The sequence below is a fragment of the Wenzhouxiangella sp. AB-CW3 genome, assembly GCF_014725735.1.
Taxonomy (GTDB): domain Bacteria; phylum Pseudomonadota; class Gammaproteobacteria; order Xanthomonadales; family Wenzhouxiangellaceae; genus Wenzhouxiangella.
This window is the reverse complement of the sequence record NZ_CP061368.1, coordinates 1,428,477-1,453,559: the sequence shown is the minus strand read 5'-3', so window position 1 is coordinate 1,453,559 and position 25,083 is coordinate 1,428,477. Positions and strand designations below refer to the sequence as shown.

Sequence of the window (25,083 nt, the reverse complement as noted above, 5' to 3'; positions counted from 1 at the left end):
GGCGCACCGGATACAGCCGAAGGCCCTGCACGCTTGACCGTGCGAGGCCCCGGCTCTTCGGCCGGGACGACAGAACTTGCCCACCGGTCGTCCCGGAATCGCCGCAGGCGATATCCGGGACCTCGCACGCTGGCTTTCCGCACGGCGCACCGGATACAGCCGGAGGCCCTGCACGCTTGACCGTGCGAGGCCCCGGCTCTTCGGCCGGGACGACAGAACTTGCCCACCGGTCGTCCCGGAATCGCCGCAGGCGATATCCGGGACCTCGCACGCTGGCTTTCCGCACGGCGCACCGGATACAGCCGGAGGCCCTGCACGCTTGACCGTGCGAGGTCCCGGCGCTTCGGCCGGGACGACAGAACTTGCCCACCGGTCGTCCCGGAATCGCCGCAGGCGATATCCGGGACCTCGCACGCTGGCTTTCCGCACGGCGCACCGGATACAGCCGGAGGCCCTGCACGCTTGAATGTGCGAGGTCCCGGCGCTTCGGCCGGGACGACAGAACTTGCCCACCGGTCGTCCCGGAATCGCCGCAGGCGATATCCGGGACCTCGCACGCTGGCTTTCCGCACGGCGCACCGGATACAGCCGGAGGCCCTGCACGCTTGACCGTGCGAGGCCCCGGCTCTTCGGCCGGGACGACAGAACTTACCCATCCGTCGTCCCGGAATCGCCGCAGGCGATATCCGGGACCTCGCACGCTGAGACCCTGCAACAAGAATCGACACGTGAGTTCTTGAAAACATACATTCGTGTATGTATACTTTCGCTTTGCGGTTAACCACGCCGCCTGGCTTGCCTGACTGACTGGAGATTCACCCATGCGTGCAGACCATGCCGCACGTGGCCGCGGCCGCGTTTTTCTTCTTTTGCCCGCCCTGGCTCTTGCCCTCACCGCCTGTGGCAATTCGGACCAGGACCAGCAACCGCCCCCACCGCCGGTGACTTATGACACCGCCGAGCTCACTTCGGCCAGCGTCACCGAGGAATATGCCGGCCGCGCCCGCGGCTCGCGCGAGGTGGAAGTCCGTGCCCGGGTCGAGGGCATTCTGGAGGAACGACTCTACGTCGAAGGCCAGGTGGTCGATGCCGGAGACGAACTCTTTCTGATCGATCCCGAGCCCTACGAAATTGCCCTGCAGCGCGCCGAGGCCGAGCGCTCCAATGCCAGTGCCCGCCTGAGTCAGGCCGAGCGCGAATGGCGCCGGGTCTCGGGCCTGTTCGAGCGCGACGCGATTTCCGAACGCGAGCGTGACCGTGCCCGCTCGGAGCTGGACCTGGCCGAGGCCGGCGTGGCGCTGGCAGACGCCGGGGTGGCATCGGCACGCCTGAACCTCGAGTGGACCCGTGTGAGGGCCCCGATTGCCGGTGCCACCGGCCTGGAAACCCTGTCCGAAGGCAGCCTGATCAGCCAGGGCACCCTGCTGACCAGCATTACCCAGACCGATCCGGTGCATGTACGCTTCGCCGTGCCGGAACGCGACGCCGCCATGCAGCGCGCGGTGCGCCGCGCCCGCGACGGCAATGGCGATGAACACCGGCGTACCGCAACGCTGACCCTGCCCGATGGCAGTGACTACGACCAGCCCGGCGTGGTCGATTTCACCGATGTCAGCATCGATCCACGCACCGGCAGTGTCAGTGGCCGGGCTATCTTTCCCAATGCCGACGGCCACATCATGCCGGGACAGTTCGTGCGCGTGCGCCTGACCACGCAGGAACTCGACGATGTCGTTCTGCTGCCGCCGGCCGCCATCGGCCAGGACCAGGAATCGGCCCGCGTCTTCATCGTCGGCGACGATGACCGGGTCAGCTCGCGCCAGGTCACCCTCGGCCCGATCATCGACGGTCGGCAGGTGGTAGCCGACGGCATCGAGGCGGGCGAACGCGTGGTGGTGCGCGGCCTGCACATGCTGCAGGACGGTCAGCCGGTTCAGCCAAGACCGTCTGAGGCTCCACCTGCGGATGCTCAGCCGGAAGATGACCAGCCGGCTGACGGAGGCGAATGATGTTCCGCTTCTTCATCGACCGGCCGATCTTTGCCTCGGTCGTCTCCATCGTTATCGTGCTGGCCGGCACGGCGGCACTGCGAGTATTGCCGATCGAGCTCTATCCCGACGTGGTGCCTCCGCAGGTGGTGGTCAGCACGATGTATCCGGGCGCCAGTGCCGAGGTGTTGGCAGAAACCGTGGCCGCGCCGCTGGAGCAGGAGATCAACGGCGTCGACGACATGATCTACATGGAGTCCACCGCCACCGACTCGGGCATGCTGATGATCACGGTGTCGTTCGAGATCGGCACCGACCCCGACCAGGCCACCATCAACGTCAACAACCGGGTCCAGGCCGCCCTGCCCCGGGTGCCGCAGCTAGTGCGCGAGATGGGTCTGAGGGTCGAGTCGCGCTCGACCAACATCCTGATGGTGCCGGTGCTTTACTCGCCCGAGGGCACGCACGACCCGCTGTTCATGTCCAACTATGCCCTGCTCAATGTCATCGACGAGCTGGTGCGAGTACCGGGAGTGGGTGATGCCTCGCTGTTCGGGCCCACGGACTACTCCATGCGCATCTGGATAAGTCCGGACAAGCTCGCCCAGTTCGGGCTCACCCCGCAGGATGTGGCCTCGGCCATCCGCGACCAGAACGCGCAGTATGCCGCCGGCCGCATCGGGGCCGAGCCCTCGCCCGAAGGCCAGGCCTTCACCATGACGGTGACCACGCGCGGCCAGCTCGACGCGCCCGAGCAGTTCGAGAACATCATTCTGCGTTCCGATCTCGACGGCAGCGTGCTGAGGCTGGGCGATGTGGCCCGCGCCGAGCTCGGCGCCCAGGGTTATGACTTCGACGCCATCTACAACAACCAGCCCACCGTACCGCTGGGCGTCTACCTGCAGCCCGGTGCCAATGCGCTGGAAACAGCCGAGCGCGTATACGACGCGCTGGACAGCACCGCCGAGCGTTTCCCCGACGACATGGCCTATGCCGTACCGTTTGACACCACGGACTTCATCAACATCTCGATTCGCGAAGTCATCATCACGCTGCTGGTGGCCACGGTGCTGGTGGTGCTGGTCACCTTCCTGTTTCTTCAGCACCTGCGCGCCACCCTGATTCCGGTTGCCGCCATCCCGGTGTCACTGATCGGCACCTTTGCCGGCATGCTGGCACTGGGCTTTTCGGTCAACCTGCTCACCCTGTTCGGGCTGGTGCTGTCGATCGGCATCGTGGTCGACAACGCCATCATCGTGATGGAGAACGTCGAGCGGCTGATGCGCGAGAAGAACCTCAAGGCACGTGATGCCTCGGTCGAGACCATGCAGCAGGTTTCCGGCGCGGTCGTGTCTTCGACCCTAGTGCTGGTGGCCGTTTTCGCCCCGGTGGCTTTCCTCGGCGGACTTTCCGGTGAGCTCTATCGCCAGTTCGCCGTCACCATCGCCGTGTCTGTGGTGGTCTCCGGCGTGGTCGCCGTGACCCTGACGCCGGCCATGTGTGCCTTGCTGCTCGATACGCAGAAAAAGCATGTGCTCAAGCCCTTCGAGTGGTTCAATACCGGTTTCGAGCGTGTCACATCCGGTTTCGTGCGCACCGTGGAATTCCTGGTGCGCGCTCCTGTGCTCGGCATCGGCCTGTTCGTGCTGGTCGCGGCCATGGCCGCACTGGGCATGAACCGGCTGCCGCCGGGCCTGGTGCCGCAGGAAGACCAGGGCGTGGCGCTGGTCTCCTACAGCCTGCCGGCCACCGCCTCTCTGGAGCGCACGACAGCCTTCCGCGACCAGCTCTCCGAGCAGTTGCTGGCCATGGACGAGGTAGACGATTTCAGCACTTTTGCCGGTTTCGACATCATCGCCATGGCGCTGAGAACCAATTCCGGCGTCGGCTTCGCCAACCTCGCCGACTGGAGCGAGCGGCGCGGGCCGGGACAGGACGCCCAGTCGCTGACCGAGCGCATCATGGGCATGGGAATGGGGATGGAAGACGCCTTCGTGATCGCGTTTGCCCCACCGCCCATCCAGGGCCTGTCGCTGACCGGCGGCGTCGAAGGCTACCTGGAAGTGCGCGACGACCTCAGTCCGCAGGAAATGGAAGCCCTGGCCTGGCAGCTGATGAGTGCGGCCGGTGAACGACCCCAGCTGAGCAATGCCCGCACCACGCTGGAAACTTCCATTCCGCGCTACCGCGCCGATGTCGACCGCGACAAGGCGCTGGCCGCCGGCGTGCCGATCAATCAGGTGTTTTCCACCATGCAGGCCACCTTCGGCTCGCTGTATGTCAACGACTTCACCCTGCAGGGACGCAACTGGCAGGTCAACCTGCAATCCGAAGGCGAATTCCGCAGCCGGCCCGAAGACCTCAACAAGGTCTTCGCCCGCTCCGAACACGGCGAGCTCATCCCGTTGAGCTCGCTGGTCACCCTGGAGCGCGTTTCCGGCCCCGACATCATCAACCGCTATAACGTCAATGCCGCGGCCCGCATCATGGCCGACGCCGCCCCCGGCTACACCACCGGCCAGGCCAAGGCGGCACTGGAAGCCGTGTTCACCGAGGTCATGGACCGCGAGCAGGCCAGCCTGGGCTTTACCGGCGAGGCCTACCAGCTCGACGCGGCTGCTGGAGCCGGCGGGCTCGCCTTTGTTCTGGGCCTGGTCATGGTGTTCCTCATCCTGGCCGCCCAGTACGAGCGGTTGACCCTGCCGTTGGCCGTGGCCACGGCCGTGCCCTTCGGGGTGCTCGGCGCCGCCCTGTTCGCCCTGCTGCGCGGTTTTCCAAACGACATCTACTTCCAGGTCGGTCTGCTCGTGCTGATCGGGCTGGCGGCCAAGAACGCCATCCTGATCGTCGAGTTTGCCGCCCAGAACCGCGCGGCCGGCATGTCGTCGACCGAGGCGGCGATCACCGCGGCGCGCCAGCGTTTCCGGGCCGTAATCATGACCGCGCTGACCTTCATCATCGGCACCATGCCGCTGGTGCTGGCCACCGGCGCGGGCGCGGCCAGTCGCCAGGAGATCGGCACCGTAGTGGTCGGCGGCATGCTGTTTGCCAGCACCCTGGCGCTGCTGTTCGTGCCGCTGGCCTACAAGCTGTTCGAGGATCTCTCGGAGTGGAACCGCAAACGCGGCGATGGTCATGACCGTGACAGCTCGGAGGAACGGGCATGAACAGACGACTTCATCAGAACGCTTTAGTACTCACCGGGCTGCTGTTGCTGGCTGGCTGTGCCGTCGGACCCGACTATCAGCGCCCGGAACTGGAAGCACCCGCGCCCGTCGACACCGAACAGGTTCGCGCACATCAACAGGCACTGGTCGACTGGTGGCAACGCTTCGACGATCCCGTGCTCGATGACCTGATCGAGCGGGCGACCAGCGACAACCTGGAGATTCGCGCAGCACTCGCGCGCCTGTCCGAAGCCCGCGCCCGCGCCGGCCTGGCCCGTGCCGAGCGACTGCCGACGGTCGCCGCCCAGGCCGAGGCGGCGCGCGAACGCACCCCGGCTACGGCCTTCCCGATCGATATTCCCGGCGCCGGTGCCACCACGGCCAATACCTTTTCCGTGGTCGGCATGCTGGACTGGGAGGTCGATCTGTGGGGACGGCTGACCCGCGAGCGCGAGGCGGCACTGGCCCAGCTCGAGCAGAGCCGGCATGCCCATGATGCCGTTTACCTGGGCATCGTCACCGAAGTGGTCCACAACTACTTCGCGCTGCGATCAGCCGAGCAGCAACTGCGTATCACCGAACGCACGCTCGAGTCCCGGCAACGCACACTGGAGTTGGAACAGATCCGCTTCGACGCCGGCGAGGCCGACGAACTCGCCCTGCGCCAGGCGCAGACTCAGCTCGAAACCACCCGCGCCCAGCTCCCGGCCCGGAAAGCCCTGGTCAGTCAGCTCGAAGGCGCGCTGGGCATCCTGGTGGGCATGACCCCGGACGAGTTGATGGGCGAGATTGCGCTGGCCGAAGGCAGCATCCGCGAGATCCGCGTGCCCGAGCTCGACCTGGACGATCTGCCGGCCTCGCTGATCGAGCGCCGGCCCGACATCCGTGCGGCCGAGGCCGGCCTGATGGCGGCCACCGCCGGCATCGGCGTGGCCGAGGCCGCGCGCCTGCCCGGCCTGAGCCTGGGCGCCATGCTGGGTTCCATTGCCAGTGACCAATCCGACCTGTTCAGCACTGGCGCGACCGCCTGGAATGCCGGCGCGTCCCTGTTCGGCCCGGTATATGACTTCGGTCGCTCACGCTCGCGCATCGAGGTGGCCGAAGCGCTGCGTGAACAGGCCGAACTGAACTGGCGCGCCAGCGTACAAATTGCCTTCAATGAGGTACGTAGTGCTCTGATCACCCTGGAATCGGCCACCGAAACCATTGCCGCGGTCGAGCGCCAGGTCGAGGTCATCGCCCGCACCGAGGAACTGGCCGAGATCCGCTACCGCGAGGGCCTGGTCGGCTTCATCGAATTGCTCGACGCCCGACGCAACCTGCTCGACGCCGAACTGGCCCTGAGCGAGGCCCAACGCGAACAACTCACCGCGGCAGCCACCCTGTTCAAGGCACTGGGCGGCGGCTGGACGGTAGAGGACTAACCGTGCCCAGAAGAACACGTGAAGAAGCCGAAGCCACCCGCGAGGCCCTGCTCGATGCCGCCGAGCAAGTGTTCCATGAAAAAGGCGTGGCGCGAGCCTCGCTGCAGGAAATCGCTCGCACCGCGGGAGTCACCCGAGGCGCCTTCTACTGGCATTTCCGCGACAAGGCCGAGTTGTTTCGTGCCATGTTGGAACGGGTCAATCTTCCGTTTGAAGAACTGGTGGAAGCCATTCCGCCAGGATCACAACCGCAGGGCGAACTTGAGCGCATCCGGCTTGCCAGCCTGGTGGCGCTGGAACGAATGCAGCAACCCCGTTTCCGACGCATTCACGGCATTCTCATACATCGCTGCGAGATCTTTGACGACATCGACCCCGTAGCCATGATGCGAGAGATGGCTGCCACCTCCCATGCCACTACGCTGGAACATTTCAGACGCGCAGAAGCAGCAATGGAGCTGAAGCCAGGACTTGATGGAGAAACCGCCAACCAGTTGTTTCACTGCACGGTCAGGGGGCTGGTTCACAACTGGCATCTGGACACAAACGCCTTCTCCCTTCACGAAACCGGCAGCGCGCTACTCAACAGCTGGTTCAGTCTGATCGAGCGACAAAGCTGAGCCCGACTGAACGTTGAACAAACTCTACTCCGGCACGAAGTCCAGGCTCTGAGGCACTGCCCGCTTGACCGTGCGAGGTCCCGGCTCTTCGGCCGGGACGACAGAACTTGCCCATCCGTCGTCCCGGAATCGCCGCAGGCGATATCCGGGATCTCGCAGGCTGACTCTCTGCACGGCACACCGGCCGTTCGCCCTGTCGCGGTTACTTGACTCGCTGCACCACCCCCACCTACAGTGGTTGACGACCGACCGGCCAGCAGACGAGGCTGGTTCAAGCAAGGGGATTTCATGCTGCGGTTACCAGAACTGTCGATGGTGAGGAGGTTGCCGGTTGCCTGGCCGGCAATCGCCGTGGGCACTTTGCTGATTGCCTGGGCGACATGTGCACAGACAACCATCGAGCTGAACCCCGAACAGCCCAGGTTCATGATCGATGAAGGGGTTGAGTACCTGATCGAAGGTCCAGACCGTCGCCTGAGTCTCGACGATGTTCGCAGCCCGGAACGATCCGACGACTGGACTGCCATTTCGGGTGTCATCAACTTCGGCTTCCAGCGTGATGCGGTCTGGTACCGGCTTGATCTTCGCAACACAACCCCCGAGTCGTTAACCCGCCACCTCGAAATTCGCTATCCACTGCTCACCCGGGTCGACTTTCATCATGTCGTGGATGATCAGCTTGTCACGCATTATGCGACCGGCCTGGCACAATCGTTTCGCGAACGACCCATCAACTACCGAACCTTTGTGCTGCCATTCAGCGCACCTGGCGACAGTTCGAGCCAGATCTACCTGCGCATACAGACCAATGGATCTCACCAGGTGCCCATGGTTATCTGGGATCCTGGCGAATTCCTCCAAGCTGCCCAGGACGACCTGCTCATCCACGGGATGTTCTACGGGACACTGCTGATCATGGCAGTGTTTGTCTTGCTGCTTTATGCCAGCATTCGAGAACGCAGCCTGATCTACTTTTCGGGGGTACTTTTCGGCCTGGTGATCAGTACTGCCGCGCTGCACGGCACCACTTTCCAGTACCTGCTGCCGAACTCGCCGCAGGTTCAGGAACGCCTGATGCTGACTGCGATTCCGATGACCGTGGTCTTCTTCTGCATGTTCTGTGCCTCATTCCTGCAGCTCGGCGAACGATTGCCCAAAGCCAACCGGCTGGTCGTGGGTACTGCCGGCTGCATGCTGATCGCCTTTGTCGCTGGTGCCCTGCTGCCCTACCATCTCGCCGCCGAGGCCATATTGTGGCTGAGCGCAATCGTCTGCATCATTCTGCTGGCCGTTGGCGGCCTGAGTGCCTTGCGCGGCAATCGCAATGGCATCTACTTTGTCATTGCCTGGTCGACCCTGCTGGGCGGCATTATCGTCAACGTTCTCAACCTGGGTGGCCTGACTGGCCGATACGGCATCATCGGCATGAGCCTTGAAGGGGGTGCCGTGTTCGCAGCTGCGGTGTTCGCCGTGGCCCTGGGTGAACGCTTCCGGCGTGAGACCGCTGCCTGGATGCGGGAACATAAAAAGCATCTGACCTCCCTGAGGCGACAGCGTGAAGCCGAGCGCCAGGTCGTGGAAAGCGCTCGGCAACATCGTCTGACCGGGCTGCCCAACCGGGTCGCGCTTGAGCAATGTCTGCAGAACCAGATCAATGAACTGCCGGCTGCCGGTCAACACCTGGCACTGGTCATGCTGCACTTGAAGAACTTTGATGACCTTAATCGAACCCTGGGTCATGAATATGCCGACCAGCTGCTCACTACACTGGCACGCAGATTGAATGACGGGGTCGTACAGATCCCGCAAAGCATGACCATTGCCCCCAGTTCCAGCGACAAGCCCGATCATGCACTGGCCCATGTGGAAGGCGTGACCTTTGCATGCAGTTTTACTGTGGAAGAGCCGGAGCTGATGACCTCGATCATGCAGCACCTGGCCGACAACGTTCAGCAGCCACTGGACTTTGAGCAGATGCACCTTAGTGTCGGCGTGGTCTGCGGCTGTGCGTACTATCCGGATGACAGCCAGGATGTGGGCACCCTGCTGCGTCACGCCTTCATTGCCTATGGCAGTGCTGACACCGATGTCAGACCACTGGCCATTTACCGACATGACGAGAACCTGCACAACGCGCATCGTTTGACACTGATGACCGATCTCAAGCAGGCCATTGACAATGATAATCTCAGCCTGGTGTTCCAGCCGCAGGTGCGCGGAGACAGCGGCGAATACTTCGGCATGGAAACCCTGCTGCGCTGGGAGCACCCCCGGCAGGGATTTATTCCACCCGATCAGTTCATCCCTGTTGCAGAACGCTCGGGCCTGATGCCGGCCCTGACTGCGTGGGTTCTGGACAAGGCCCTGGCATCTCACAAACGCTTCGAGCAGGCGGGGCTTCTGGGCACCATCTCGGTGAATATTTCCCCGGTCAACCTGCGCGACGACGGCTTTCTGGAACTGGTCCGGAGTACGCTGGAAAAGCACCAGGTCGAGCCCCATCGCCTGGTTCTGGAAGTCACCGAAACAGCGGCCATGCGTGAATTCGAACGCACATTGAAAGTACTGCGCTCACTCAACGATCTCAATATTCAGATCTCCATCGACGACTTCGGCACTGGCCATTCCTCACTGGCCTATCTGCGGCGACTGCCGGTCCAGGAGATCAAGATCGACCGTTCGTTTGTTATGGAAATGGATCGCAACCAGGATGATCTGACCATTGTTCGCACGATCATCGATATGTGTCACAACCTCGGTTACCGGATCGTGGCCGAAGGCATCGAGTCGGATCGTTCGCTGCAATTGCTTAGAGAGATGGGCTGCGATGTTGCCCAAGGCTATTTCATCGCCCGTCCGCTACCGCCCGACCAGGCCGAGAGTTGGGTCCAGCAGTCCGGCACACAGCATTCAGGCGAACAATAGACCTGAAATAAGATGCCATGCCGGCACGGTAATCGCCGAGCTCATCACCCCCCAGGCCACCATGGCCGTAGCAAGAGATGGAGCCAGCCTGGCCCCGGAAAGCAGCGCGGCGGCAGTAATCATCGGTGGCATGGCCGCCTCGAGCACGGCGACCCGCGCAACATCTCCTCCGGTTCCCATGAGCAGCAGCACCCCCGTGGCCACCAGTGGCAATACGAGCAGCTTGGCCGCCAGGCCGATGAGCAGCGGCTTGCGGTACTCCGGCACCAGCTTGAGCCTGAGGCTCAGGCCGATGGCAAGTGTTACCAGGGGCAGGAGCATGTCAGCCAGGGTTTCGGCCAGCTCCATCAGCCAGACGGGAAACCAGTGGTTGCCCAATAGCAGTGCCCCCACCAGGGCAATGAAGGGTGGAAAGCAGACAATGCGGGTGGCCAGTGACCGGATTCCGGGAGGCTCACCACCGCCATACCAGGCCAGCACGAACAATACGTGCGTACAGACGATAAGGAAAGACCCCAGCTGGTCGTAGACCACGGCATAGGGCAACGCGTGACTGCCAATCAGGCCGGAAACCAGGGGAAAGCCAAGAAACGAGGTATTGCCCAGCGGAATCAGCACCAGCAACACTGCGGTCACTTCCCGGGATAGCGACATCCAGCGCGCCAGGGGCAGGATGACCGCAATGGTCAGCGCCAGCAGCAACCATGGCATGATCACCAGCGGCAGCAGTTGCAGGCTGGGTTCAAGCGAGGGCACATGCAGAAAGATCAGGGCCGGCAGACACAGACCGATGACCACCTGGTTGAGCACCTGCGGCGCCGAATCGGGAAATACCCGAAAGCGTGCAAGCACCCATCCCAGCGCAACCAGGGTAATGATGATGAGGTAGGCAGACACCTTGGCGTGTGATTGAAATCCAGCCGTGTATCATAGACCACCATGGCTGCGAAAAAGGTGGGCGAACGCCCGGCAATTGATCGGCAACGCCTCGTCTGGATGGGCCAGGCCCTGGTTGTTCTGGCGCTGATCTGGGTGGCGCTCAACGGCCTTGATGGCTGGTGGCTGGGCCTGCTGGCCGCATCCGCCGGCGCCGTGGCCGGCGCAATGCTTGCCTCTGGTCAACCTCACCCATGGCGCCCCCACCGCCTGGCCGGCTTTGCCCTGTTTTTCCTGGTCGAGTCCTTCAAGGGCGGCATGGATGTGGCCTGGAGAGCCCTGAAACCCGACTTGCCGATTCAGCCGGAGTTCCGGCGTTACCGCCTTGACCTGCCTGGAGGGCAGCCTCGAACACTGATGGTCAGCGTGATCAGCCTGCTGCCCGGCACACTCAGTGCCGACCTGTCGGATGATGGCCGGGAACTGGTCGTTCACTTGTTGATGCCCGAGGCCATGGATTCGGTCAGCCGGCTTGACCGGCGCATACGCCACCTCTTTTCGCTTGAGCCCAGGGAGTCTGCCGACGAATGACCCAGGTACTGGGATGGGCCACCCTGTTCCTGTTGCTCAACCTGGTAGCCGGGTTGTGGCGGGTGGCGCGCGGACCCACCGCAGCAGATCGCATGCTGGCCGCATTGCTGTTTGGATCGACAACCGTCGCAGTGCTGCTGATCATGGCCGAGTGGATGGCCATGCCCGCGCTGCGCTCGGTGGCTTTGTTGTTCGTGATGCTGGCCAGCATTGTCACCATTGCCTTTTTCGGGCTGCCGGCTGGAGACGACGAGCGATGACGGCACTGGAGTGGATTGCCCTGGTGCTTTTGATCGCCGGCTGTTTTTTCTACCTGGCCGGCACCATCGGCCTGCTGCGCTTCGGCGACGTGCACTCGCGCCTGCATGCATTGACCAAGGCCGACAACCTGGGCCTGTTGCTGGTCTGTACCGCGCTGGCCGTGCTTTCGGCCAACTGGCGCGTTGCCGCCCTGCTGGTTCTGATCTGGCTGCTGGGCCTGCTGGCCGCCACCGTGTCGGCACACCTGATCGCCCGCCACGCAAGGCGCGGCGGAGACTGAAGCATGAATGTCTCCGTCTACATCGACTTCCTGCTGGCCGCCGGCCTGGTCATGCTGGCACTGCAGGTCGTTTCCGAAAAAGCAGTCCTGCGATCCATCATCCTGTTCGTGGTCTTCGGCCTGGTCATGGCGCTGGCCTGGACCCGGTTGCAAGCGCCCGACCTGGCACTGGCCGAGGCGGCCATTGGCGCCGGAGTGACGGGTGCGCTCATGATGATGGGCTGGCGCCGATTGCTGATCATCAATCCTGCCCGTCCGGCCGAAACGCCCAGCGGGCGGTCACGGCTGGCCATACCCGTGGCCCTGTTTTCGGCCGCGCTGGTCGCCACAATCGGCCTGACGGCGCTGGATATCGAATCACCGGCGCATACGGCCGGACAGGTCGCTGGCGACGAAATGGCCGCGACCGGCCTTGGCAACCCCGTTACCGGCGTATTGCTGCTGTTTCGCAATCTCGACACCCTGCTGGAGATGGCGGTGCTGCTGATCGCACTGCTGGGTGCGCGCGCGATCAGCCCGCCGGCCCGACCCGAGGAGGCCGCGGTGGTCGAGACCGGCACACCGCTGGTCGGTGCCCTGCTCGCCATACTGGTGCCGCTGTCCATACTCATCGCAACCCACCTGCTACTGGCCGGCACCCACGAACCCGGCGGCGCCTTCCAGGCCGGCGCGGTGCTGGCCGCCGGCGGCGTGGCACTGGTACTGGCCGCGCGGCTGCAACCGGACAAGCACCCCGGCATCATGACGCAGCTCGCCGTCACCGCCGGCCTGATTGCCTTTGTCGGCACTGGGGTCGGCATCATGGCGCTCGGAGAAACACTGCTGGTCCTGCCGGGCACCTGGGCCGTCTATCTCATTGAAACCGCCATGATGGTGTCAATCGGACTGACCCTGGCATTGCTGTTTGCCGGCGCACCAGCCCTGATCGGGAGACGCGGATGACGGCCATCCTGTTCGTACTTGCCGCCTCCCTGGTCTTTGGTATCGGTGTATGGGGACTGCTAATCGCCGAGCATCTGCTGCGCAAGCTGCTCGCGCTCAATGTCATGAGCAGTTCGGTGTTCATCATCATGCTGGTGGTCTCGGGCGGCGGCAACGACGGTCCCGACCCGGTGGCCCAGGCGCTGATTCTTACCGGCATTGTGATCGCGGTGGCCGCGACCGCCTTTGCCCTGGCGCTGATGATCAGCATTTATCGTGTGACCGGGCGGGCCACAATCAGCGAGGACGATGACGATGGTCGCTGAGGCACTGGCCGGACTGGTATTCATTCCGCTGGGCATCACCCTGCTGGTGATGTTACTGCCCGACAGGGCCCGCGGCCCGCTCTGCCTGGCCGCCGTGCTGGCTCTGCCGCTGTGCCTGCTGCCGCTGACCCAGGCGGTGTGGACCGAGGGCGAGCTCCACCTGGTCCTGGCCGAGTTCGCCCCTCCCCTGGGCATCGTCTGGCGCCTGGACGGCCTGGCCCTGATCATGCTTTGGCTGACCGCCATCGTCGCGGTGCCGGTCAGTGTTCATGCCCTGACCAGCTTTCCGCCAGGCGAGGCATCCGGGCGCGGATTCTGGCCGCTGTGGATGATGCTGCTTTCGGGCATCAACGCGCTGTTCCTTTCGGCCGACCTGTTCAATCTCTACGTCACGCTGGAGATGATCACCCTGGCCGGGGTGGCCATGATCGGCATCGGCGGCAAGGCCCTGGCATTGAAAGCCGCCATGCGCTACCTGCTGTTGGGGCTGCTGGCCTCGCTGCTCTATCTGCTGGCCGTGGGCCTGATCTACGGCCAGACCGGCGCGCTGGACATCGGCCTGGTGGGCGAGCGCCTGCAGCCGGGTCGAATGGCGGCAACCGCACTGGTGTTGATGACGACCGGCCTGCTGGTCAAGTCAGCCATCTTTCCCATGCACGTCTGGCTGCCGGCCGCCCATGGCAATGCCCCGGGACCGGTCAGCGCCATTCTCTCCGGGCTGGTGGTCAAGGTCTCGCTCTACATGCTGATCCGCATCTGGTTCTGGATGGCCGGCGACTGGGAGCTGTCGGCCGCTGCCACCGCCCTGGGCCTGCTGGGCGCCGGCGCCATCCTCTACGGGTCCGTCGCCGCCCTGGTTCAGCCTCGGCTGAAAATGGTGATCGCCTATTCCACGGTCGCCCAGCTCGGTTATGTCATGCTGCTGTTTCCCCTGGCCAGCATCGACGCGTTTCGGGCCGCCAGTTACCAGTTGCTGGCCCATGGCCTGGCCAAGGCGGCAATGTTCCTGGCCGCAGCCAATATTCTCAAGAGCCTGGGCACCGATCGCCTGATCGCCCTGACCGACCTGGACCGGAAGCTCCCGATCGACCTGTTTGCCTTTACTCTGGCGGCCGTCAGCATCATGGGGCTGCCGCCCAGCGGCGGATTTCTCGCCAAGTGGATGCTGCTGGAGGCCGCCTGGAGGCAGGAAGCCTGGGGGTGGCTGATCCTGGTGTCTGTCGGCAGCCTGTTGTCAGCCGCCTATCTGTTTCGCGTGATCGCCCTGACCTGTTTTCACCCGGAACGCCGTCATGGGCCAAGCCGCTGGCAAGCGCCGTCGGCCAGCGCCAGCAACGCCGCGTTGATCCTGGCACTGCTGGCCATCGCTGCCGGCTTTGCCTCGGCACCGGTGCTGAACCTGATTGACGCCAGCCTGCCACCCGGAGGCATCTGGCCATGACGAACTGGCTGCCCCTGACCATGGTGCTGGTGTCGCTGGTCGCCGGAATCATTATCTTCCTGCTCGGGGAGCAGCGCCAGCTGGCGCGCACCCTGCTCAACCTGGGTGCCGCCGTGGTCAAGCTGGCGCTGGTGGCATTCCTGTTCATGCTCATTGTCGTCGACGACTCGCCCGAGTTTCGCCTGGCCCTGTTGCCCGGGCTGGACCTGGTGCTGAGAGCCGACGCGCTCAGCCTGCTGTTCACGACGTTGTCGGCGGTACTGTGGCTGATCACCACCGTTTATGCCATTGCCTACCTGGAGCGTGACGAGAACCGGGCACGATTCTTCGGTTTCTTCAGCATCTGCGTGGCCTCGACCATGGGCATTGCCATGGCCGGCAACCTGTTCACCTTTTTTATCTTCTACGAGTTGCTGACCCTGGCCACCTGGCCGCTGGTCGCCCATTCGGGAACACGCGCCGCGATACTGGGTGCGCGCACCTACCTGCGCTACACGCTGGCCGGCAGTGCAGTGTTTCTCGTCGGCCTGATCTGGCTCTACGGACTCGCCGGCAGCCGCGACTTCATCGTCGGCGGCACCCTGGAAGAAATCGGCATCGACCAGCACCTTGAGCTGCGCATCATCTTCGTCTTTCTGATCGTCGGCATGGGCGTCAAGGCCGCCCTGTTTCCAATGCATTCCTGGTTGCCCAGGGCCATGGTGGCCCCGGCACCAGTCAGCGCACTGCTGCATGCCGTCGCCGTGGTCAAGGCCGGGGCCTTCGGCCTGGTACGACTTGTCGAAGACGTTTACGGCCCGGAACTGGTGGCTGAACTGGGGATGGACGGCCTGCTGGCATTAGCCGCAGCAATCACCATCATATACGGCTCGGTCATGGCCCTGCGCCAGACCGACATCAAGCGACGCCTGGCCTTTTCCACCGTCAGCCAGGTGTCCTACATCACGTTGGGGGTGGCCGTGGGCGGCATGATGGCCACGACCGGAGGCATGGTCCACCTGGTTCACCAGGGCCTGATGAAGATCACCCTGTTCTTCTGCGCAGGCATTTTCGCCAGCGTGCTCGGAGTCAAGCACATCGGTCAACTCGACGGCCTCGGGCGGCGCATGCCCTTGACGGCGCTGAGCTTCACCATTGCCGGGTTGGGCATGATCGGCCTGCCACCCATGGCCGGCTTCGTCAGCAAGTATTACCTGGGCGCCGGTGCCATCGCCGTGGGTTCCTGGTGGGTGATCCCGGTACTGATCGCGTCCACCCTGCTCAACGCCGCCTACTTTCTGCCCCTGATCAAGCGCATGTGGATGCATGACGAGCCGGCACAGTGGCCCAAGCCAGTCACACTGGGCCGACTGGAAACCGGGGGACTGGTCGTGCCCACCATTGTCACCGCACTTCTTTCAGTGCTGGTCGGATTGCTTGCCGCCCACCCCTTGAGCCCGCTGAGCTGGGTGATGGGCATCGCCACGGAGTACTTCCCGTGAGTATGCTGATCACAATCTTGTTGCCATTGATCGCCGCGATCATGATTGCTGCCGGCGGCAGAGCCGCCCGAGTGGCATGGCGGCTGGTGCCGGTCCTGCCATTGCTGCTCGCCTGGCCCCTGCTTGCAGCCGGACGCTACGAGCCTGGCTGGCTGCTGTTTGGCTTCACCCTGCGCATCGACGAGGTGACCGCTGCTTTCGTGGTGTTGCTGGGCCTGGCCTGGAGCCTGGCCGGATGGCAGGCCCTGCGTAGCATCGATCATCACCAACGCACCTTCTGGATCGGCTGGCTGCTGTGCCTGAGCGGCATGACGCTGGCGACGTTCGCAGCCGACCTGGTCGGCTTCTACCAGGGTTACGTGGTGCTGAGTCTTTCGGCCTGGCTGATGATCGTCCAGGCACGCAACGACGAAGCCTGGCGTGCCGGTCGCATCTACCTGATCCTGGCCCTGCTGGGAGAGGCCGCCATACTGGCCGGCGTTCTGGTGCTGGCCGGGCACTACGGCAACTTAGAGCTGGGCCTGCTGACAGCCGGAGATGCCGAACAGCACCACGTCATCGTGCGCTGGCTGCTGCTGGCCGGCTTCGGTATCAAGCTCGGCATCATTCCCTTGCACCTGTGGCTGCCGCTGGCTCACCCGGCCGCACCGGTACCGGCCAGCGCCATACTGTCCGGCGTTATCGTCAAGGCCGGACTGCTGGGCTGGCTGAGGCTGGTGCCACAGACCGGGCTGGAAGGGGAACCCACCGGGCAGCTCCTGCTGTACCTGGGCCTTTTCACCGCCTTTGCCGGCGTGGCACTGGGACTGCCCCAGCAACGCCTGAAAACCGTTCTGGCTTATTCGACCATCAGCCAGATGGGGCTGATCCTGGCCGCCTTCTCATTGCTGTTTCTGACTGAAGAGCCGGAGCTCGGCCTGCTTTCGGTCATCGGCTTGCTGGTCCTGCACCACGGTTTGAACAAGGCTGCCCTGTTCCTTGCCTGCGGCAACGCACCGGGCATGAGCCGGTTTCGCCTGTTGCTGTTCGCCCTGCCGGCCGTGTCGCTGGCCGCCGCCCCCCTGACCACCGGGTTTCTGGCCAAGCACTGGCTCAAGCAGGGCGTTCATCATCTGGACGGCGCCACGCTGGCCTATCACCTGCTGACACTGACATCGGCAATGACCGCCATGCTGATGTGGAAAGCCTGGAACATGGCGCGGACCAGCAACACCGACGCCGCCACCATACATCCGGCCTGGCCCATACTGGTGGGATTCGCCCTGGTGGTGCCCTGGGCATGGGCCGTCCTGGCCGAGCTGACCATTGCCATCACGGCACGGGCACTGTGGGACAGCGCCTGGCCGATCCTGCTTGCGGCTGCCGTGATCGTTGTTCACGCACGCGGAATGCGACTTCGTATTCGTATACCCGAAGGAGATGCCATCGTAGTGTTCGAGGCGCTGGCCAGACGTCTTCGCACACCAGCCCCAAGCCTGCCGGGCGTGGAGTCCGGGCGGCGTGCGGTTCGCCGACTGCTGATCAAGGCCGATGTGCCAGACCGGCACCTGAGGGATTTGCCGCTGGCCGGGTTGATGATCCTGCTGGTGGGTGGGTTGCTTTGGGTGTTGATGATGGTGGGTGGGGGCTGAAACCAACTCAGGGCGGGAAATAGAGGATATGCTCTTGCCAGTCTGCCTGCCAGACATAGAACGGTCGACGATCAATCGAAAAAGTCGTCAGGCAAGTTAAATCGGCGAATCATTGCTTTCAAGTACCCTTTTCCGGGCTCTGTATTCTCACCATGGTATTTGACTGGATAGTGGGCCACCCTACCGTCAATATCCGGATGAAAGATCACTCGGTGGCTTCCCTTCCCTCTTGTCAATGGCCATCTATTTTGACCCACTTTTGGCCATTTATTTTGACCCACCGTGTGTCGTCTAGCTCGTGGTTTTCTGTTTCAAGCGATAGCTCTCTCCTCCCAGCATGAAGATGTGTGAGTGGTGGATGACGCGGTCAATGATCGGTACCGCCACGGCGTCATCGTGGAAGAAGGCTCCCCAGTTGCTGAAGTCCTTGTTGGTGGTCAGGATGATTGAGCGGTACTCATACAGGCTATTGATCAGCTGGAACAGGTTGTAGCGGGCTTGCCGGGTCATGGGCAGGTAGCCCAGCTCATCGATCACCAGCACATCGTACTTACCCAACTGTCTCAGCCGTTTTTTCAGTTCACCTTTCATCTCGGCCAGCTCCAGGTCTTCGACCAGCGCCAGTGCCGTGCGGAACAGCACCTTGTAGCCGGCTTCAATGGCCTTCAGAGCAATGCCGATGGCCAGGTGCGTTTTGCCCACCCGGGCGGACCGATGAACACCAGGTTTTGGCGCTCATCGATGAAGCCGAAGTCCAGCAGGGCGCTGACCTGACGCTTGGTGATGGTGGTCTGGTGGCGGTAGTCGAACGCTTCTAGCGGCTTGTGCGCCGGCAGCTGTGCCTGTTTCAGGTGCCGATCGATGCGGCGGCGGGTGCGCTCGGCCAGCTCGTGCTCGGCGATCTGCCGGGCAAACTCCAGATAGGACAGCTCGTTGGCTTCGGCTTGGGCCAGCAGCTCACCCAGGTGCCCGGCGGTGGCGCTCAGGCGCAGGCTGCGGTACTGGGACTGGGTCTGTTCAAGCCGACTCATGGGTCACCTCCTGGCCACTGGAGCGGCCAACCTGAGCATAGGCTTGCAGGGCCGAGACAGGCATTCGGTCCTCAGGATCAGGCGTTGTGTTGGTATCGGGGGCTCGCCCGCGGTCTCGAGCTTGCTGCCACGCCTCCAGGTAGCGTTGCACGGTGCTGGCGGTCAACCGGGGCTGCTGAGTCAGTGTCTGCAGCAGTTCGGCGTCGACGGGTCCATGCCGGTTGAGCAGATCACGCAGGCCTGCCAGTTGGTCCTTGTAGATCCTCGGCGAGGTCACCTTGAGCAGGTGGCACAGCGTCTCGCCCTGACCGTCGGGCAGCTGTTGGCAGATGGCCGCTTCCAGATCCGCGATGCGCTGGGCCGGATCCCGGTAGTGGTGGTTGTTCTTGATCGTGCGGCCTTTCTCCAGACACAGCACGTGCTCAGCAATGTGCTCGCCGCTCTCCAGGTCATGGATATGCAGGTGCCCCTCCTGTTCAGAGACACCCACCTGGGCCCGCTGCCAGCGCAGGGGCACTGAGTACTTGTTGGCTTTCCACGAGATCAGCCCGGTTTTGTCGGCCCGGCGGGTCTCGTGGTCAGGGCGAGCCTGAAGCAGGCTTTGCGCCACAATGTAGGGACGCAGGTGTGCGCGCTCGTCGGCCTCGAAGTGGGCCCGCGGCTGGCGACCGGTGGCGCCGTGCTTGCGAACATTGGCCACGGCCTCCAACCAGCCTTGCAGGTGCTGGCACAGCGCCGTCTCGCTCTCGAAGCACTCCCCGTAAAGGGCGTCCTGCTTGACGTACTTGACCCCGGCCTCCACCTTGCCCTTGCTCTCGGGATCATAGCCCTCGCAGGCATGGATCCGGTAACCGGCAGTCGTGGCGTACTGGTGAAAGCGTTGATTGAGCGTCAGCTCTCGGTACCGCTCGTGGATCACCACGAGCTTGGTCTGATCGTATACACACTCCTCAGGCACACCACCAAAGTAGCGGAAGGCTTCGTCGTGAAGCTGGATGAACGCCTCGGTGTCCAGAGGCTGGAATCGCACCCCCACGTACATCAGCCGTGAACAGGCCAGAACGAAGACCACGAAGTAGACCACCCGCTCCACCCCTGCGATCATCACTCCGCGCAGCTCGCCGGGGTCAACCTGGCACTGAACGCCGGGTACGGCGTCAACCACCGGCTCGTAATAACGAGTCTGGCCGTTGGCGATTTGCTCCTTGAGCGCTCGCACGTAGCGGCGCAGGCTACGCTCAGAGGCTGGCAACTCGCCCACTTTCTCACGAAGTCGCCGAGCCAGCTTGATGGCGCTCAGCCGGGGATACGTCTTGAGCTGATGGATGAGGAAATCTCGATACTCGTCCAGACGCTTGCTACGCGAGGGATCCTCCTGGGCCTGGCTGATCGCCATCTCGTTCAGTCTCAGGTACTTGCGAACCGTGTTACGGGCAATGCCCAGTTCCCGGCTGATCGCCCGGACCGATAGGCCCCGCCCCTGATCGTGTAATGCTTTGATTTTGTGAATCACAACCCACTCCTTCAATGATCTGTCCCGGCTTATTTGTCTGGCACGGGACGCTACAGTGTTTTGTGGCCAAAGCCACCCGGGGTGGGTCAAAATTGTTGGCCAATAGTGGGTCAGTTTAGTTGGCCATTAACAGTCCAGACCTGAGCCATTGGTCAGAGTTTTTGCCATGATCTACCCGCGCGGTCAGCTGATTGCTGAAGGAGAACCCTGCTTCTATCACATGGTTTCACGCTGTGTTCGTCTGGCCTTCCTGTGCGGCTGGGACAAGCTGACCGGGCAGAGCGACGAGCATCGCCGCCAGAGGATCGAGACATGTATCCTGTAACTGGCCATCACCGGCAATTCGGAATGTCTGGCGAAACTGAGAATGTGCCTGGGCAAATGGCCAAGGCTGTTGGACTCGGGAAGATGTGGACGAGGGCGTAGTGAGTGAAGTGGAAATTAATATCCTCAGAGAACGCCCTACCTGACCTGTGCCTTCAACCAAACCACCCCTCCCCCACCGACATTGACAGGGCTTCGCCATGCCCGACCCACACGGAATCGGGCAGTTCAATCTGCATACAGCTGCAGCATGGAGAGAAAGCCAGGATGAGCAGCAAGAACAGGCGAACCCGACCGCCACAATGTCAGGAAAAACGTCGGCGGCGCCCATTTGGTGATTTCCACCATATATATGTATGGGGATTTCGAAACTGTGTATGGCTCAGGTTCTCAAATTCCCGAAAAAATCGGCTATTGTTCAGACCGCCCTTTGAGCCCGAAGCCTACAGGAAGCACCGAGAAGGTGGTGTTGGCAAAATGCTAGTATAGGCAGGCCGAAGTAGCATCTTATCAGAGCAACGAAGTCCCTTGAATTTGAGTAACGTTTCGAAAACTTTGGCTCCGGCGATCGGGCACCCCCAGTCCCTTGCGCCATCTAAAGTCGACATTACAGTGATCGCATCTGCTTCACGAACGAAAGTCCTCTAGTATTGGAAGCTTTCGGGGCACTTGAACGCGTCAGAAGAATGCATAAATACACTGACCTGTACTAACGTTAGGAGAGCACACCATGGAAGAATTTCCGAGTCCTCTGGCCCGAGAACGAACCTTGATGTCGATTGTCGTTCCGGTCATGAATGAGGCGCTTGGGCTACGCGATTTCGCAAGCGAATTGAAGAGCTGTGTAGAATCCTTGCCAATTGATGTTGAAGTGATATTTTCAGATGACGGTTCCACAGACTCAAGCTGGGCCATCATTCAAGACCTTAGCGTTAAGTGTTCGCTATTTCGCGGAGTTTCCCTCTCTCGGAACTTCGGAAAAGACGCCGCTATTATGGCGGGATTGAATGTTGCTGCTGGCGATGCAGTTCTTGTAATGGACGCTGACGGCCAGCACCCCATTGAGCTTATACCAGAATTTGTCACTGCGTGGCTGGCTGGTGAGGGGGAGATTGTTGAGGCAAGGAAGACTTCGCGTCCAGGGCAAGGGCTACTCACCCGCGCAGCAGCGATTGCCTTTAACCGACTCTTCACTTTGCTGGCTGGTGTTGATATGAACGATGCCACAGATTTTCGGTTAATGTCACGCTCAGTAGTTGATGTTTTGCTTGCCATGCCGGAGAGGGCCGTCTTCTTTCGAGGGCTAAGTGCGTGGACTGGTTTCCACAGTTGCGTAATTGAATTCGACCCTAAGCCTCGAGCTGATTTTGGCAAAAGTCGATTCTCGCTGTTCGCGTTAGTTAAAGTCGCATTACGAAGTTTGATTTCATTTACCTCGACCCCTCTTCACGTGGTGACATTCACTGGCTTAACATTTGGCGTGTTTGCGATCGCTCTGGCGATTCAAACCCTCGCTCACTGGATGGCTGGGGATGCAGTGGAAGGCTTCACAACGGTTATTCTGCTTCTCCTGATAATAGGGAGTGCCATAATGTTGGCTTTAGGTATTATCGGACTATACATAGGGCAGATTCTGGACGAGGTTAAGTCAAGACCAAAATACCTAATAGCCAGGAAAACGGAAAGGTGCTGACGGTGCAGGGTAACCGAATTTCGTTGCGCAATATGGTTGCACATGTGCGTCTTGCTCGGTACGGCGTAGCGGGAGGATTTAGCCTCCTGGTCCACGCAACCGTTCTTTTGGTGCTCGTAGAAGTGGTTTTAATGAGCCCCGTATATGCGACCATAATAGGATTTGGTTGTTCACTTGCGGTATCGTACTATCTTCAGTATGTGTGGGTATTCTGCTCTAATGCTTCTTTCACACACGCATTCCCGAGGTTTTTGTTAGTTTGCGCCATTGGGTTACTTTTGAATGCATCTATAATGGCGCTGGGCACCTCTGTTCTTGGATTGCACTATGCGTTTGCGCAGGCAGTCGCATTTATAGTAGTCCCTATCAGCAACTACTTGATTAATCGCTCTTGGACATTCGCCCCGGGGGACACTTTCCAACAGAACAGCTTGCTTGGCATTGCCTTGCCATTTGTCATGACTGGTTTTTGGGTCTCCCTTGCGCTGTTGGGGGCAATCCATCTCGATCTTGCTCGGGATGTCATGGTGGGTAGTGATATAACAAGAGGTGTTGAGCTTCCCTTGCAGGGACCTCCGCTTGCGGGGGTGTTTCATCTGGGCCCGATCTGGTACTACGGTTTGGCGTTCCTGCAGTTGCTCGGAGGTTACGGCACCATTGTTGCTATTTTAGCATCGCTCTCCGCACTTCAGTTCTGGTTAGCACAGCAAGCTGGCAGACTCATCCAGTGCCCTACAAGTGGTTTAGTGTGGTCCGCTTTGCTCTTTGTGCCAGCATGGGGCACCTTCGAGCTAATTCTGATGTCCCACCCTGTTCTCGTGAGTGTGCTAACTGTCTCCATGATTCTCCTCGGTGCAAAGTACCTCGAATCAGGGTGCGCCCGGTTTCTCGCAGGCATGCTGATGTGTTTCTCTTTGGGGGTACATGCTCATCCTACCATGATGCTGCAATGGGTTTTTCCTGCAGGGGTTCTGATTTTGGGGTTATGGAGGCATCGTACTTCCTTGATTGTGATCTCTATGTGTGCCACGGCTGCCTTGATTCCATTCATTCCATGGGTGTTCCACCAGCATCTTTCTGAATGGGTGTTTTTCCAAGAATTGGCTAGGTACTCATCTGAACAACAATCAGCCGGTAGCTTGTCGGCGTTTTGGCCGCTGCTTTGGCAAATGACTGGCGGCGGTGTCGAATACTGGTTGAGGGGCACGCTTGGGTGGCCTGCGGTGCCTTCGATGCTAATTGCATTGTTTTATACAGGCATCGTTCTCGTGGGGCTGTGCGGTGGTGTTGTGTTATCAATTCGCGGTAATGTGATGCTGCAGTTAATGTTCTTAACCGTCTTAGTGGGGGCAGTTTCCTTGTCCTTGGTGCGAACCATGCATGCGTACTATATGCTGTCTGGTGTACACACTATTCTTCTCGGTATAGCGGCCTTTGGTATAGCGTATTGGGCCAGTCGAATTCGATCGTCAAGAAGGATTTTAAATGGCATTGTAGTTGGAGCTATTTCAATGAGCTCGACTGTGTATTTGTTGTATGCAATCGATGCCCGGGAAGGTGGCTGGCCATTTGCTTTCATGCCCTTGTTCAATGTTACATCGGCTATGGATCCCCATGCTAGGCATCCATTTCTGACGCCAATGGCAGCATCGGCAAGCGGTCGTTGGCTCTGTAGGAATAGAGACGTAGTTGTCCACGGCTCATATGCGTTGTCTATTTTGCATACATACGCATCAGAGAGCCAGTTGAGGTGCGGGATCGCTCATGTTCCGGTGCATGGGCTCATGGAAAGAAGCGCGAGGCACGTTGTGGGTGTTTCTAAAGCGCTGCTTAGGCGAGTGAATGTAGAGCCTGTCGAGATGGTCGGCGTGTTCGGTGTCCTTCCGGCGTCAAGGATTGCCATGCGTGAGCCGGCTCTAATTGTTGGTAAAGAAAGGCCCTACCCAGTACTCGAGCCACGCTTCGGTGAGGTTTATGAAACGGTAATTGATTGGGTTCCGAGAAGCGACGAACTCGTGATTGTGTCAGATCTTTCTTTTGGATTGGCCACGCCCCCAACCGTGACCATGAGGTGCGGGGATGACCAGCTGGATCCACTGGTTGAAGATCGAGTCACTTGGATCTTTGATGCCTCAGTATGCGAATCAACAGCTGAGGTCATTCTAGAAACGTCGGCTCCCGAGTACATGAACGTAGTGGGCATAAATCGCTGAGGGGAAGTCTAATTCGGAGTTCCTGCGCTGGTTGCGGAGGGGCGTAGGCTTCCCCGTCAAGTCGACACCTCAAGTTAGTGCAACGATTTAGTACTCGGTGAATCGAGATTTCTTCATTAATTCTCCTTTGTGTGACCAGGCCAGAAATCTCTACTTTCTGGATGTGTCACCAGCGGGGAAGTCTGCGATTTGTAGGAAGGGTCATGCCAACAGACAGGGCCTCACACTTTGTCGACGGTTAAAAGCACGAGTGGCCGTTTCGCACAATCACAGTTGTTTCTGGATCGCTGTTGGATCGTCTAGGTTCGGCATGACTACAATCCATCCGTGGGAAGTCTCCATAGAACACCACGAAAAGCCCAAAGTTCAACTGCGCG

Annotated in this window: 18 protein-coding genes and 1 pseudogene; 16 read left to right on the top strand and 3 right to left on the bottom strand. The window is 61.2% G+C overall.

Annotated elements, in window-relative coordinates; genetic code table 11:
- Window positions 1–821: 821 nt before the first annotated feature.
- The 5 genes from IC757_RS06310 to IC757_RS06290 all read left to right on the top strand — a co-directional run bounded on the left by IC757_RS06310 (window position 822) and on the right by IC757_RS06290 (window position 10,124).
- Window positions 822–2,009: an efflux RND transporter periplasmic adaptor subunit gene (locus IC757_RS06310; RefSeq protein ID WP_190976505.1), complete on the top strand. Its 1,188-nt coding sequence runs from the start codon at window positions 822–824 to the stop codon at window positions 2,007–2,009.
- Complete coding sequence (locus tag IC757_RS06305; protein WP_190976961.1) at window positions 2,009–5,155, top strand: efflux RND transporter permease subunit; 3,147 nt, start codon at window positions 2,009–2,011, stop codon at window positions 5,153–5,155. The genes IC757_RS06310 and IC757_RS06305 overlap by 1 nt, the downstream gene beginning before the upstream one ends.
- Window positions 5,152–6,579 carry an efflux transporter outer membrane subunit gene (locus IC757_RS06300; RefSeq protein ID WP_190976504.1) on the top strand — a complete coding sequence of 476 codons (1,428 nt, stop codon included), beginning with the start codon at window positions 5,152–5,154 and terminating at the stop codon, window positions 6,577–6,579. The genes IC757_RS06305 and IC757_RS06300 overlap by 4 nt, the downstream gene beginning before the upstream one ends.
- Window positions 6,580–6,581: 2 nt before the next feature.
- A complete protein-coding gene (locus IC757_RS06295; RefSeq protein ID WP_190976503.1) occupies window positions 6,582–7,199 on the top strand; it encodes a TetR family transcriptional regulator in 618 nt (205 codons plus the stop codon).
- Window positions 7,200–7,487: 288 nt separating this feature from the next.
- A complete protein-coding gene (locus IC757_RS06290; protein WP_190976502.1) occupies window positions 7,488–10,124 on the top strand; it encodes an EAL domain-containing protein in 2,637 nt (878 codons plus the stop codon).
- Here the strand turns inward: IC757_RS06290 and IC757_RS06285 are convergent.
- A complete protein-coding gene (locus tag IC757_RS06285; protein WP_190976501.1) occupies window positions 10,110–11,021 on the bottom strand; it encodes an AEC family transporter in 912 nt (303 codons plus the stop codon). The two genes, IC757_RS06290 and IC757_RS06285, sit on opposite strands and share 15 nt — an antisense overlap.
- A gap of 42 nt (window positions 11,022–11,063) precedes the next feature.
- Between IC757_RS06285 and IC757_RS06280 the strand changes: the two genes are divergently transcribed.
- The 8 genes from IC757_RS06280 to IC757_RS06245 are packed head-to-tail and all read left to right on the top strand — an operon-like array spanning window position 11,064 to window position 17,932.
- Window positions 11,064–11,591 (top strand): Na+/H+ antiporter subunit E, encoded by a 528-nt coding sequence (locus IC757_RS06280; RefSeq protein WP_223846282.1) that lies wholly within the window; start codon window positions 11,064–11,066, stop codon window positions 11,589–11,591.
- Window positions 11,588–11,851 (top strand): monovalent cation/H+ antiporter complex subunit F, encoded by a 264-nt coding sequence (locus tag IC757_RS06275; protein ID WP_190976500.1) that lies wholly within the window; start codon window positions 11,588–11,590, stop codon window positions 11,849–11,851. The genes IC757_RS06280 and IC757_RS06275 overlap by 4 nt, the downstream gene beginning before the upstream one ends.
- On the top strand, window positions 11,848–12,132 hold the full coding sequence (locus IC757_RS06270) for a cation:proton antiporter (protein WP_190976499.1): 285 nt from the start codon (window positions 11,848–11,850) through the stop codon (window positions 12,130–12,132). The genes IC757_RS06275 and IC757_RS06270 overlap by 4 nt, the downstream gene beginning before the upstream one ends.
- Window positions 12,133–12,135: 3 nt before the next feature.
- On the top strand, window positions 12,136–13,074 hold the full coding sequence (locus IC757_RS06265; RefSeq protein WP_190976498.1) for a hydrogenase subunit MbhD domain-containing protein: 939 nt from the start codon (window positions 12,136–12,138) through the stop codon (window positions 13,072–13,074).
- Window positions 13,071–13,379 carry an NADH-quinone oxidoreductase subunit K gene (locus IC757_RS06260; RefSeq protein ID WP_190976497.1) on the top strand — a complete coding sequence of 103 codons (309 nt, stop codon included), beginning with the start codon at window positions 13,071–13,073 and terminating at the stop codon, window positions 13,377–13,379. The genes IC757_RS06265 and IC757_RS06260 overlap by 4 nt, the downstream gene beginning before the upstream one ends.
- On the top strand, window positions 13,363–14,820 hold the full coding sequence (locus IC757_RS06255) for a complex I subunit 5 family protein (RefSeq protein WP_223846281.1): 1,458 nt from the start codon (window positions 13,363–13,365) through the stop codon (window positions 14,818–14,820). The genes IC757_RS06260 and IC757_RS06255 overlap by 17 nt, the downstream gene beginning before the upstream one ends.
- Entirely contained in the window at window positions 14,817–16,301 is a 1,485-nt protein-coding gene (locus IC757_RS06250) for a complex I subunit 5 family protein (RefSeq protein WP_190976496.1), read from the top strand. The genes IC757_RS06255 and IC757_RS06250 overlap by 4 nt, the downstream gene beginning before the upstream one ends.
- A gap of 2 nt (window positions 16,302–16,303) precedes the next feature.
- Window positions 16,304–17,932, top strand: a complete 1,629-nt coding sequence (locus IC757_RS06245; RefSeq protein WP_223846338.1) for a complex I subunit 5 family protein — start codon at window positions 16,304–16,306, stop codon at window positions 17,930–17,932.
- 291 nt (window positions 17,933–18,223) lie between these two features.
- Here the strand turns inward: IC757_RS06245 and istB are convergent.
- Window positions 18,224–18,963, bottom strand: a pseudogene (istB, locus tag IC757_RS06240) (IS21-like element helper ATPase IstB).
- Complete coding sequence (istA, locus tag IC757_RS06235; protein ID WP_190976494.1) at window positions 18,950–20,476, bottom strand: IS21 family transposase; 1,527 nt, start codon at window positions 20,474–20,476, stop codon at window positions 18,950–18,952. Before istA ends, istB begins: the two are co-directional and overlap by 14 nt.
- A 166-nt stretch (window positions 20,477–20,642) precedes the next feature.
- On the opposite strand from istA, the gene IC757_RS06230 reads away from it, so the two are divergent.
- The 3 genes from IC757_RS06230 to IC757_RS06220 all read left to right on the top strand — a co-directional run bounded on the left by IC757_RS06230 (window position 20,643) and on the right by IC757_RS06220 (window position 24,706).
- Entirely contained in the window at window positions 20,643–20,801 is a 159-nt protein-coding gene (locus IC757_RS06230; RefSeq protein WP_190976493.1) for a Type I secretion system protein TolC, read from the top strand.
- 729 nt (window positions 20,802–21,530) lie between these two features.
- Window positions 21,531–22,493, top strand: a complete 963-nt coding sequence (locus tag IC757_RS06225) for a glycosyltransferase family 2 protein (RefSeq protein ID WP_190976492.1) — start codon at window positions 21,531–21,533, stop codon at window positions 22,491–22,493.
- A 32-nt stretch (window positions 22,494–22,525) separates the two neighbouring features.
- Window positions 22,526–24,706 (top strand): GtrA family protein, encoded by a 2,181-nt coding sequence (locus IC757_RS06220; protein ID WP_223846337.1) that lies wholly within the window; start codon window positions 22,526–22,528, stop codon window positions 24,704–24,706.
- Window positions 24,707–25,083 lie beyond the last annotated feature (377 nt).

What these genes read in the sequence shown, in the direction of transcription:
- IC757_RS06245 (WP_223846338.1), top strand. Translation starts at nt 16,304, where the DNA reads ATGCTGATCACAATCTTGTTGCCATTGATCGCCGCGATCATGATTGCT.
- IC757_RS06250 (WP_190976496.1), top strand. Translation starts at nt 14,817, where the DNA reads ATGACGAACTGGCTGCCCCTGACCATGGTGCTGGTGTCGCTGGTCGCC.
- IC757_RS06255 (WP_223846281.1), top strand. Translation starts at nt 13,363, where the DNA reads ATGACGATGGTCGCTGAGGCACTGGCCGGACTGGTATTCATTCCGCTG.
- IC757_RS06220 (WP_223846337.1), top strand. Translation starts at nt 22,526, where the DNA reads ATGGTTGCACATGTGCGTCTTGCTCGGTACGGCGTAGCGGGAGGATTT.
- IC757_RS06270 (WP_190976499.1), top strand. Translation starts at nt 11,848, where the DNA reads ATGACGGCACTGGAGTGGATTGCCCTGGTGCTTTTGATCGCCGGCTGT.
- IC757_RS06260 (WP_190976497.1), top strand. Translation starts at nt 13,071, where the DNA reads ATGACGGCCATCCTGTTCGTACTTGCCGCCTCCCTGGTCTTTGGTATC.
- IC757_RS06305 (WP_190976961.1), top strand. Translation starts at nt 2,009, where the DNA reads ATGTTCCGCTTCTTCATCGACCGGCCGATCTTTGCCTCGGTCGTCTCC.
- IC757_RS06265 (WP_190976498.1), top strand. Translation starts at nt 12,136, where the DNA reads ATGAATGTCTCCGTCTACATCGACTTCCTGCTGGCCGCCGGCCTGGTC.
- IC757_RS06280 (WP_223846282.1), top strand. Translation starts at nt 11,064, where the DNA reads ATGGCTGCGAAAAAGGTGGGCGAACGCCCGGCAATTGATCGGCAACGC.
- IC757_RS06300 (WP_190976504.1), top strand. Translation starts at nt 5,152, where the DNA reads ATGAACAGACGACTTCATCAGAACGCTTTAGTACTCACCGGGCTGCTG.
- IC757_RS06230 (WP_190976493.1), top strand. Translation starts at nt 20,643, where the DNA reads ATGATCTACCCGCGCGGTCAGCTGATTGCTGAAGGAGAACCCTGCTTC.
- IC757_RS06225 (WP_190976492.1), top strand. Translation starts at nt 21,531, where the DNA reads ATGGAAGAATTTCCGAGTCCTCTGGCCCGAGAACGAACCTTGATGTCG.
- IC757_RS06310 (WP_190976505.1), top strand. Translation starts at nt 822, where the DNA reads ATGCGTGCAGACCATGCCGCACGTGGCCGCGGCCGCGTTTTTCTTCTT.
- IC757_RS06290 (WP_190976502.1), top strand. Translation starts at nt 7,488, where the DNA reads ATGCTGCGGTTACCAGAACTGTCGATGGTGAGGAGGTTGCCGGTTGCC.
- IC757_RS06275 (WP_190976500.1), top strand. Translation starts at nt 11,588, where the DNA reads ATGACCCAGGTACTGGGATGGGCCACCCTGTTCCTGTTGCTCAACCTG.